General features: G+C 36.8%; 11 protein-coding genes and 1 pseudogene. All 12 read right to left on the reverse strand.

All coding sequences use genetic code 11. The features are described 5' to 3' along the window. Positions 1-321: 321 nt before the first annotated feature. Complete coding sequence (locus C7B89_RS22755; RefSeq protein ID WP_115674656.1) at positions 322-981, reverse strand: M15 family metallopeptidase; 660 nt, start codon at positions 979-981, stop codon at positions 322-324. Then, positions 978-1,238 (reverse strand): phage holin, encoded by a 261-nt coding sequence (locus C7B89_RS22760; protein ID WP_115674657.1) that lies wholly within the window; start codon positions 1,236-1,238, stop codon positions 978-980. Before C7B89_RS22760 ends, C7B89_RS22755 begins: the two co-directional genes overlap by 4 nt. A 12-nt stretch (positions 1,239-1,250) precedes the next feature. Continuing rightward, positions 1,251-1,499 carry a BhlA/UviB family holin-like peptide gene (locus C7B89_RS22765; protein ID WP_115674658.1) on the reverse strand — a complete coding sequence of 83 codons (249 nt, stop codon included), beginning with the start codon at positions 1,497-1,499 and terminating at the stop codon, positions 1,251-1,253. Positions 1,500-1,568: 69 nt separating this feature from the next. Further along, the gene (locus tag C7B89_RS22770) at positions 1,569-1,766 is read right to left on the reverse strand and encodes a hypothetical protein (protein ID WP_115674659.1); all 198 of its coding nucleotides are present in this window, start codon (positions 1,764-1,766) and stop codon (positions 1,569-1,571) included. 31 nt (positions 1,767-1,797) lie between these two features. Continuing rightward, entirely contained in the window at positions 1,798-1,971 is a 174-nt protein-coding gene (locus tag C7B89_RS22990; RefSeq protein WP_158539215.1) for a hypothetical protein, read from the reverse strand. Positions 1,972-2,020: 49 nt separating this feature from the next. Then, positions 2,021-2,386, reverse strand: coding sequence for a hypothetical protein (locus C7B89_RS22775; RefSeq protein WP_115674660.1), 366 nt, complete (start codon positions 2,384-2,386; stop codon positions 2,021-2,023). Then, positions 2,386-3,684, reverse strand: a complete 1,299-nt coding sequence (locus C7B89_RS22780; protein ID WP_115674661.1) for a hypothetical protein — start codon at positions 3,682-3,684, stop codon at positions 2,386-2,388. The genes C7B89_RS22775 and C7B89_RS22780 overlap by 1 nt, the downstream gene beginning before the upstream one ends. A gap of 2 nt (positions 3,685-3,686) precedes the next feature. Next, positions 3,687-4,580 carry a hypothetical protein gene (locus C7B89_RS22785; protein WP_115674662.1) on the reverse strand — a complete coding sequence of 298 codons (894 nt, stop codon included), beginning with the start codon at positions 4,578-4,580 and terminating at the stop codon, positions 3,687-3,689. Between the two features lies 1 nt (position 4,581). Continuing rightward, the gene (locus C7B89_RS22790) at positions 4,582-5,679 is read right to left on the reverse strand and encodes a siphovirus ReqiPepy6 Gp37-like family protein (protein ID WP_115674663.1); all 1,098 of its coding nucleotides are present in this window, start codon (positions 5,677-5,679) and stop codon (positions 4,582-4,584) included. A gap of 2 nt (positions 5,680-5,681) precedes the next feature. Continuing rightward, positions 5,682-6,557: a phage tail domain-containing protein gene (locus tag C7B89_RS22795; RefSeq protein WP_115674664.1), complete on the reverse strand. Its 876-nt coding sequence runs from the start codon at positions 6,555-6,557 to the stop codon at positions 5,682-5,684. 14 nt (positions 6,558-6,571) lie between these two features. After that, positions 6,572-10,963: a hypothetical protein gene (locus C7B89_RS22800; protein WP_115674665.1), complete on the reverse strand. Its 4,392-nt coding sequence runs from the start codon at positions 10,961-10,963 to the stop codon at positions 6,572-6,574. Between the two features lie 54 nt (positions 10,964-11,017). Beyond that, positions 11,018-11,265, reverse strand: a pseudogene (locus C7B89_RS23170) (hypothetical protein); the annotation flags it as partial.

Below are 11,265 nucleotides of genomic sequence, written 5' to 3' on the forward strand. Positions count from 1 at the left end.
GAAATTTATAGAACAAATGTCTTTATCTGATAAACTTTCTGATACAGAAAATTTTAAAATTATAAACACTGAAGTATATAGCAGAGTGGTTTCAGAACCGTATAAAGATTTTATAAAGGCTGTTGTGAAAAATGAAATTCCAGAGTTTATTTTAGACTTGTAAAATTAAAACCGAGTAGACAAAAATTGTCACTCGGTTTTAATTTTTCGGGATTAAGAAAATTATGTTTATCCCTTTGTTTACTAACATTTGCTACAAATCTAATGATTTAATAGGACAAGATAAACTTAAAGTTTTTAAACTTATCTGCATCTTTTGGTTTACATACGCTGCTGGATAATAATTTTTAAACCTTCAAAATCACCACTTGTCATTGTGCCATTATCGAATTTCTCCAACCAAGATTTATCAATCAAATTTTTATAGACTGCTTGTTGAATATAATCACGTACTGCATTTTCAGTTGTTGGATTTGTAAATTTCATAACATCATCATCCTTTTCTTTTGGTTTATCTTCAACAAATAGTTGCACTTTTAATTTGCTATTAGATGGAACAATTACTTGTCCTTCCAACTTGTATCCTTTTGGCATAGCCCAATTTAAAGGAATTTCAAAATGTGGTGCATCATAATTTCCTGCCTGCCAGTAACCACCCCAAGTAATGCCTAACTTTTTAGCAACAGCCCCTACTTTTGAAAGTGTAGAAATATCATATAAATTTCTTGGTGGCGCTACTGCAATATCCCATGCTAATCGTGACTTGTGATTGCTATCTAATGTCCAAGTAACTATCTGCCCTGGTCGAGTTCTGCCTTGTGCATATAAGTAATTCTGTCGTTCCTGTGAGCGATATGTTTCAGTGATAAAGATGTTCTTAATCCCTGCTTTAAAACACTCTTGGAATAACAAACGACAAGCAGTTTGTGCAGCTGGCAATAGTTCAGATATATCACGGCATGTAGTAGTAATGCTCGTCATTTTAAATCACTCTTTGGTTTATCATATTTAAGCGCCTGCTTGCTGTCTGAAGCACCTTTTGTAGTTGGGTCGATAATAATACCAAGCAAACCTAAAATGCTTAAAACAGTCTCTGAAATGGCTGTAATTTGAGCATTGTAAATAGTAATATCGACATTAAAAATGCCTGCTATTTGATTAGCAAGCACTAGTAGTAATGCGATTAATGACACCCAAAATTGTTTATGTTGTAGACGTACTTTCCAGTTGATTTTCATTATAAAACCCTCCTAAAAAATATGTTTTTCCATGCGATCCATTCGACCTTCAAGTGACGTTAAGCTTTTACTGATCTCGCGCATTGCATTAGCTTGTTCGCCTTGTGCCTCTGTTAATGTTTCTAAGTTTTTCATTAGTCGTTCCTCACGTTTGTTTGAATTCCAAAAAACATATACGACTAAGCAAATACATAAAATCGACCACACGACTTGTGAATTCGCAACATTACTTGCTGCTGTCACAGTTGTTACAATGTCCATTCAATCACCTTTCCTTTGCACCTTTTTTAAATGAAAAGCCCTCCACAATCATCTGTGGAAGGCTTAAAATTAATCTTCTTTAATTAATTCATACAGAGTATCGTGTTCACTTTCTAGGACTTTTATTGCCTCTAAAATCCGTTTATAATGCTCATTTTCTTTGATGGCATTATAGCGACCTTCCCATTTAATTTTACCGAGAATCCAAAATGAATCTTCTAGGAAATTAACAACTTCTTCAATTTCTATTTGTTCATTCTCTGACATGTAATCCCCCTTTTCTGCATAAAAAATAACGCTAGGCTAATGCCTGCGTTTCCTCTGTTGTTTCTTCAATCGGATTACCATAACCATCTAAACCTAAAGCATTTAACTTCACCAATACTGGTGCTTTTAGCTTTGCTGGCACACGATCAATCGTTGAGCCTGTTTTGTCAGTGTTTGCAATTAATAATACATATCCATCTACCATTTTGTAGACCTCCAATTCAATTTTTAATTTTATTTTCACCAACAGCGCTCTAAGCATTGTCGGTTGTTCCTTTGGACGCTGCTATTTCTTCACGCAAAGCGACAAGTTCTTCATAGACACCTAAAACAGCATCTACAGTGATTAGATTATTTTGTTCAATAATGGATTCTAGTCTAGCAATCCTTTCTTCTAGGGTTTCAGGTGGCTCAGGTGTAATAGGTAGCTCTGGATTCACTTCTGGCTCTTCGGTTCTTGGAATGAACTCTGGGAATGGTTCGTAATAAAACGTCCCATCTTCAGCTTGTCGCAGAATGCCAATTCCTTCTGGGAGTTCTTCCACCTCGATTAACCCTGTTAAATCTGGCTTAACTGGATATATTGTAAACGTTCCGTCATTTGGTAATAACCAAACCATTATTCTGCCACCTCCTTATATGAATCAATAACGTAGTCATATTTTGCAACATATAAACCATTTTGCGACTGATTAGTAGTCCCTATATACACATCACGTTTATCGTAACCGTGTATAGGATACGAATATGCTGAAACGGAAGTAGGTGAATTAGCTTGCTCTAAATCCCATTGTAGAGGTAAAAGCACTTCAGAAGGTCGGGAATCAAAGTAGAATTTTTCTCTTTTAAATTTTTGGATCATACTTACTGTTCCAGCATTGTTAGTTCCATTCCATTCAACCGCATATGGCACAAACAGAGTAAATGATTCCTCGTCAATATGTTGTAATACGGCACTACCCATATATAATTTCGGTGTAACAGCATGTGTTAATAGAGTTTTCTTATCGGTTACAGCTACTGTGTTGCTATCTGCTGTTATAAATTTGTCCTCATCCTCATATACAACGCCCGTCAAACCAACATGTTGTGCCATAGTCACTGAAATGGTTGTATATGCTAAGACGGTCTTTGTACGAAAATTATATCGACAGATATAACCAATGGTGTTTTGGTCGTTTTGACCAACTAGAATAATAACATCTGGGTCTGCACCACCATCATCCATAATACGGTGTACTGAGCCCATGATGTACGAGCCTATTGACACACCAGCGACTGAAGTATTTGTGGAATTATTACTAGCACCAATACCAGTGGTTAATTTAGAGTCTGTTCTGAAATAATTCATCAATTGAGTTCCAGCAAGTAAGAAGACATATGCTCTAGTTTTTATTAATCTAGGAACAACAGTAAGACCATTAAACCCAGGTATATCAATCATTAAATCTGACGGATTGTATGAATGCGTTCGATCCCGAATGTTTGTAGTATCAATTATAACTACCTTCGGTAAATTACTGACATTTATTGTATAATAAATGATACTTCCAACTTGTATCATCGTATCCATATTGCCTAATCTACCAGTGTACGACCAGCCTCGCATTCCTGGAACTGCTGCTTGCCAAGCTGAATGGGTGGTTGATATTTGGGTTACGGATTTTTGTGCTTTATTAATTAACCAATGATTTGCGGAAGAATGTTGTTTTGCATATATAAAATCCTCAGTCATGCCCATATATGATAATGGCATTGATAAGTCGTGTATCATTTCTCTGATTCTTAACTCCTCACGCATTACAGGTAGAAAACGTTTACCCTTGTCGCTAACTAGCAACCCAGCAGATGCGTCAATGTTCTCAACCATGTTTTTTATTTCTAATTGTGTTGGTTCTGTTGCTACCTGCCATTTCATTATTAAATCACCTCTTCTGCTTCGAAATAAAGTTTTCCATCTTCAATTACCCAGCCTGTTGCATATCTTTTACCTGTTACTGTATCAACTTGAAAATGTGGTAATCTGGCATTTTCGTGGTCATTGAATTTATTTAATAAATTCCCATCTGCTGTGGTATCAAGTATATCTTTAACTGTCTCAAACCATGCGTCAAAGTCATTCTTTCTACCATTAAGCCATGTGTAATAAAGCTGTTCTTCTGCTTGTCGCCAAACCTCAAAGCCTTGTTCCTGTGCGTCAATCCAATTTTCCAATGCTGTAGTAACGTCTGTTTGCCACGCTAAAAATTCGGCTGCTTTTGTAACAGAATAATCATTAAACCATTGTTGGTATTGATTAAAAATGGTTGTGGTATCTACTTGATTTACAACACCATGCATAAGACCACACAAGTTATTATTCAAGCGTGTGTCTGTAATAGCAGCTTGACTAATTGTTAATGCTCCTTTAGCTATATAGACATCTGCTAAAGCTAGTTCATAAGCGTCTGCATCTCTTTTCAAAGTTGGAGCGATTGGCGAAGCAGACAATGTACCTTTCTTGACCTCCACACTCATTTTACGTTGAACAAAATCTAATCGAATAACAATACGATCAATACGATTAAGTGTTGTGTCACCTGCTGAAAGTGGCAAGGTATAGTTGTCATCATTGATTAAGTAATAGCCATTAATCCATGCTTTACCTGGACGTACAAATACACTCATTGAATCCCCAGTTGCATAAATTTGCAAACAGTCTGAAGGCTTAACAAAAATACCATTGCCAATAAACGTTGCGAAATATTGTGCGAAGTCCTCAGCCTTATATTTTCTATCACCGTTTATTGAATTAAACATTCCGAATCTTATCATTTTATTTCACCATCCTTTTAATAGCCTCTGGAAGTGTTGGAACCGACTTTCCTACGGTTACATAGATTGATTTACCGTCTTGCTGAAATACTTCGTCAGCTTGCATAACACGACTATTCATTAAAATCCCTAGTTCATCATCCTTTATTGTAATTAGATCACCAAGGAAGAAATCTTCATTATATTTTGTGTTCTCCTTGGTCACATCCAACTCACAATCAAAGCCGATAAACTCCGTATATTCAGCTATTTTTTCTTTACCTTTTGCTACGAGTAATGAGTTGTATTCTCCTGACGAAATAGGCATTTGTTCGCCTTCCACATCTCTTGTATCAGATATTTCCCTGGCATCAATAAATATTTCTCTTCTGCTTAATCCCTTGTAGGATGTGCCGATTGTTGCTGTTTTCCGAGATACTCCCTCGCCAGCTCCGCCAATTAGAGCAGTTGTTTTCCAGCTATTATCTGCATCTTCATACTTTCTTTTTAGCAAATTGCTTCGACTCTTTGACAAGATAATTCGAGGGTTTAAACTTTGATTAATCGTTCTGTTCGTCCCTTCGTAAAAATCATATTTGAGTGTTCGTCCATCAAATAAACAGCGCATGCCAAGTTCGTATGTTGTACATAAATTTTCACACACTTCGTATACTGGCTTATATGAAATCTGCTGTTGAATTGCTTGACCAATATTTCGCAATGGTGCTAATTGTACTTGAATAGTTTTACGTGCTGGATCAGTAGGACTAATCATTGTTTCAGTAATAATTTGTCTCATAATCTTTTCAGGAGTTGTATTGAAATCATATTGTTTCCATAAGATTCTACGGTCTGTCCATCGTGTTAAGGAGAAGCATTTAATAACTAACTGATCTACTCCACTACTATCATCAAATTGGCGATAGTAAATATACATGGCCTCGTTATCGTCTTGACGGAAAATGATATTGCCCTTTTTAAGTAGCTCAATGTTTTTAGGAGTTACATCAACGTGTAGTTCGGCCTCACTACCAGGACCATACTTTTTCCTCCACAGGAGATATGAGAAGTTTCCAATGAAACCTAATCGTTCAAAATTCTCATTACATACATAGAGCATGATTACACCCCCACGAATTGAGGTGTAAAGTAGATATTAACCTCTAAATTAGTTACAAACTCTGCTGCATCATAGCGAATTAAATTATCTCCGACATCAACGCTTAACTGAATATCTGAGTCATATGAAAGATAATTAAAATAATTAATCTTTAATCCATTGCGTTCCAAAATGACATACTCATTACCTCTTTGAGTATTAACCGTCACAATATCACCGCCTTGTAGCGTTGCATCAATCATTATGATATGACCTGTATCCACTACCTCAATCTGTGGACGGACAACAGATCCTAAAGCTTTAAATTGTATACGCAATGGTGAAGCTGTATCACTGTCATTGTCCACATTCACCACATTGTTAGGCTCACGGTAGCCCATTTCAATACCGTCTCCATCCGCATCAATTTCAAGTTCAAATTCAAAGGCTGCTACCCACATAGCAATTTCATATTTTTGTTCCTCTGTATACCACCAAGGGTTGGGACATAAAAATGAAATCATAAATTCAGGAATGATATGCTTACTCACAACAGGTGATTTTTCAACTCTACAATCTATATACCGAGTAACTTCACCATTCTCATATCTCAATGTAAAGTGATGTTTAGGATTAAAGAAGCGAATAATCTTTTGCCGATTGACTTCTTTATCCAAGCGAATACGGCCATTAATTACAATATTCCGTTCCCTAACACTAGAACCTTTTACATTGGTTCCATCTTCGTTGTAATTCTTTACATTATAGAATTCATTTTCTAAGGCCTCTAAGCCATCAGCAGTATCTAAATAAAAAGGGCTAGACACTGATATTTCAAATGTCTGCCCACGATGATTATCAAATATTAATTTCTCTCGTCTTTGGAAAGACTCTATCATGTTCTAACCCCCCTTTAAAATTGTAGTCCCATTTCCTTCAACGCGTTTTTAGTCATTCTTGCTGACTCATACGGATCTAGTGCTCTTGGACTTGTAAAAGTCATGTGGTAATGGTTTTCAATAGTTGAAGTAGAAGTTGTGGAGGACACAGGTGTTTGAGCAGTCGTTGCCTTACTTGCTACAGACTTCTCTGCACTACTTGCTAATGATCCGTATACATTGTTTAGTGCACGTTGCAAACGACCACTAGACTGTTCCATACCCTTGATTAACCCTTCGTTGATATTGACCCCAAATCCCATTGTTACCCTTGAAGGTGAATGGATTTCTAATGCAGCAGCAATGGTGTTAGCAATGTTATTAGCGATTTCCTGTGCCTTAGCATACAAAGCACTTGCAGTTGACGAAAGGCCTTCGAGAAGTCCATTTCCTGCATCTACGCCTATTTGCTTTAATGACGAAAGCTCCGATTTCGTACCTTGTGTTACAGTTTTAATTTTAGTTTGCCATTCTAAGTTGAGCTTTGTGAGTTGGTCATTTGCAGTTTTTCGCATTTCTTCAATTTTTACTTGAGTATCCATTTTCATACCTGATAATTCTGTTTCTGCTTGCTCTCGTGCAAGTTGCGATTTCTCTTGATACAATGCGCTGTATTGAGACAATTGCTCATCCGTCATACTATTAAGGGCTGTTAGCTCAGGTAAAGCTTTAACACCTAAAGCAGAAAGTTCCTCTAATAATTCCTTATTAATACCCCGACCTGAAAGCTTTTCGAACTCAGCTTGCCACTGTTTAAAACCATCAACCTGACCTTGCAAATTGGTCATTAGTTCAAGACCAGTTCGGTTCAACTCAACCTTAAATTCATCGAAAGTACCAGCATAGGACTTCAAAACCTGCTCTCTATTTTTTAAAGCGTCAGTGTATGCCTTTGTTGCTTCTTCTTCTTGTTTAATGAGGTTGTCACTAATAGTTTGGATTTGTGATTGATATTCAGAATTAATCGAGACAATTTGCTTGTTAATATCTTCAACAGCTTTTTGATATTCCTTTTGAACAGTAATACGCTCTCTTGTACCTTCTGCAAAGAGTTCAATTGATTGCTCCCAAATCGCTGCTTCCTCTACTAAAGACAATTCATCAAGCGATTTTTTATCAGCAATATAGTTTTTGATTACCTCAAGATACTCTTTTTCAGATTTCTCTACTAAAGCTCTATATTTTTTCTGGAAATCAATTTCTGATTTCATTTTATTATCTCTATACGAAGCTTCCAGTAAAGCAATATCTTGAAGTTCCTGTTGAGTTAACTTACGTTTCTTTTTAGCAGCATTGTTTTGGATTTTGTAGATTTTTTCTAACGTCTTATCATTTTTATCCTCATTCTTTTTATTAAATTCATCAATCAAATTTGAGTATTCTTCTTGATAAGACTTAGATACTGCTAAAATACCATTACCGATATTCTCCATGGCTGCATTAACCTTTGGTGCAGATTGATTTAAACCAATTACCATACCTTCGCCTGTCCACAAACCAATTTGTTTGAAAACCTTTGATGGCGAAGCTATACCTAGCAATTTTTTAGCCTTATTTACTACGCCATCCACAACACCAGTAATAGCTTCGATTGCATTTATGGACATAGTGGATATACCCTTTATAAGGCCGTTAATAATGTCCTTACCAATTGAAATAAATTGAGCTGGTAATGATTTTACTTTCTCAATCATTCCATCCTTTAATTCATTCATTTTGTTAACTACATTTGTCTTCATTGTAGATATTGTGTTAACAAAATTAGTACCAAGATTTTTAACAAAATTAATTACTGAAGTGACCATATTAGAAATAATGGACTTCGCTGAATTCCCTAAATTAGTAAAGAAAGAAACAGAACTAGTCCAAGTATTTTTAACTGAATTGATTGCGTTTGTAGCTAAATTTTTAAAGAAATTAATAACACCAGTTGAGAAACTAGAAACTGTGGATGACACTTTAGAACCCATTGAAGTAAAGAATCCAGCAATATCATCCCACATACCTTTTAGTAAATTCACACCTGTTTTAGCAAGGTTAGTGACAATTGTTTTGATACCACCGAAGAAGCTCAATGTCATCCAACCAACTACTAGATCAATGGCCCCTTTAAAGATTTGTTTAACGCCTTCCCACATCTTGCTGAAGTCACCTGTAAAGAATCCGCTGAATACTTTAATGGCACCCATAATTACATTTAGAGCGCCATCTATGACTTGTTTAATGGCATTCCACACTGTTTCAATTACAAACTTCACAGCAGGCATAACAAACTCAATAACGGCTTTAATGCCATTAAATACGTTTTCTACAGCTTGTAATATTTGAGTACCATTTTGGTCCCAAAACTGCTTTATTTGTGCTATTTTTTCTTGAATAAAAGAAGCCACTGTTTCAAATACAGTGACTGCTATATCCCTAATTGCTTGGAATACATTATTTACATTTTCCCTAAATGTCTCAGAATTTTGATAGGCAGCAACTAAAGCTGTACCTATTCCAGCAATAGCAGCGACTACCAATCCTATGGGCGATACAATAGCACCAATTACAGCTGCTAATGCGGGCCACGCGGTGACAAGTCCTCCTATAGCAGGCATGAGTGCAGCAAACGCTCCTGCTAAGATACCTACTACAGCTACAATCGCCACAATTGCTGCTGTTAATGCAGCATTATTACTTACCCATTCGGCTATTTTTGCTATAAAATTTGCTACTGCTGTTAACAAAGGAGCCAATGTAGTTTGTAAATCTGCAAAAGCTTGTTTCATTAAAACAGTTGGATCTTGATTCATTTTTTGAAAGGCAGCATTAACTTCTTCTTGATTTTGAGCAGTTTTATCCTGTGCTTCAGCTAGACCTTGAAAAACAGAAATCATATTTTGACCTTGGTCTTCCCATTTAGTTGCAAAAACAGCTGTAGCTAAGTCGTTTTTTGCAGTGCCTTCTTCCATTTCATCAAGGTAGGTTACAACCTCTGCCATAGCCTTTGAGCCCTCTTTACCACCTTTGGCAACAGCTTTTCCCCATGCTAAAAATTTTTCTTCTGAAAGACCAGCATTTTTCAATACAGGTTCAAGTGCTTTCGGAATTTCTGTGCCAAATGTAGCCATTTGCAGACGTGCTTCTTTAACGCCATCATTTAAGTTATCAATATTCCAAGTTTTTGTATCAATGCCTTTTTCAAAAATAGATTGTATTTCTGCAACACTAAACCCAGCTTCTTTCATCTGTGTTGTATATTCAGCAATAGTGTCTAATTGTTCGGGTGGGAAACCTGCTTTTAAAAGTGCATTTGTAAGTGCCAAAGCTTTTTCGTTTGAAATTTCAATTGCTGCACCTATTTCATTTACTTCTTGTACTAATTCAATAAAATCAATTCCTGCATAAGATTTTGCAACAACTCCTGCTCCTTTTGCAATGGCCGCATTTGTTTCATCTGATGCATCTTTATTTAATGCCCATTGACGGCGCACTCCTTCTAGCGCTTCTTCACCATCCACACCATATGCTTCAATGGTTTTAATAACATCACGGATTGATGCTTTACTTTCTTCAGGCACATCAAAAGTAATATCAATTTTAGTATTCAAACTCGAAACATCTAAAGCTTGTTGTACAACCCCTGCAATACCACCACCAGCTGCTAACCCTGCCGCAACACCAGATAATTCTTGACCAAATCCATTAACTGCTTCCTCGGCTTGGTTAGCTTCTTGCGTGATTCTCGCTAAGTCTTGTCGGACACCATTTAAATCAGCCCCTTCACTAGCGCGTCTTAAAGCCTGCCTCATTTCGTCAATGTCAGCGCCAGCACCTAAAGCGTGTTGACCCATTAAACGCAAAGCACGATTCATTTGGTCCGTTGTGGCCGAACCATCTCTAATTGCATTGGTTAAGCGCGTACCTAATAAATCGGCAAATTGGTTAACATCAGTGCCAGTGGCTTGGAAAAACGCTGATAATTCGCCAGTAGTACGCGCCAATCGGTCTTGTTCGTTAGCAGTACTAGCCATTTGTGCATTGTAGCTTTGTAATTGAGCTTCTGTAGTCGCTAGTTCTCGTTGGAATGCTCGGTATTGCTCTGCTCCAATATCTCCATTACGAAACTGGGCTTCAACTTGTGACTGTGCATTTTTTAAAACGTCCAGTTTTTCGCTAGTGTTTTGAATTTGTACGGCTAAAAGCTGCTGTTTTTGTGCGATCAGTTCAGTGTTGCCAGGGTCAAACTTTAAAGCTCGTTCAACTTCCCTTAATTCGCTAGTAACTTTACTGCTTTCTTTGTTAACGCCTTTTAAGGCATCTGTTAGCCCTGTTGTGTCACCGTTTAACTCAATAGTAATACCTTTAATTCGACTGTTTGCCATTACCTCACCTACCTTTTTTTGAACAAATAAAAAACACCTACCAAAAGGCAAGTGTTAAAACGAGTCAAAGTCTGCTTGTGATGCTTTACGGGTATTTTGTTTATCCTTGTTCGGATTTTTCATTTCTAGGTACTCGTCTATATAATCAAGTACCATACCGATTGTCATAGTTTCTAAATCATCGTGAGACAGTTTACATTCATGACATAATATAAGGTACGTCTCCGTAGATATTGGTTCTCCGTCTGACGTACCTCCTTTATCATTACTTAGTTTTTTTTTGATGAAATAGTTGCGGCTAG

Source organism: Lysinibacillus capsici, from assembly GCF_003367505.1.
Classification (GTDB): domain Bacteria; phylum Bacillota; class Bacilli; order Bacillales_A; family Planococcaceae; genus Lysinibacillus; species Lysinibacillus capsici.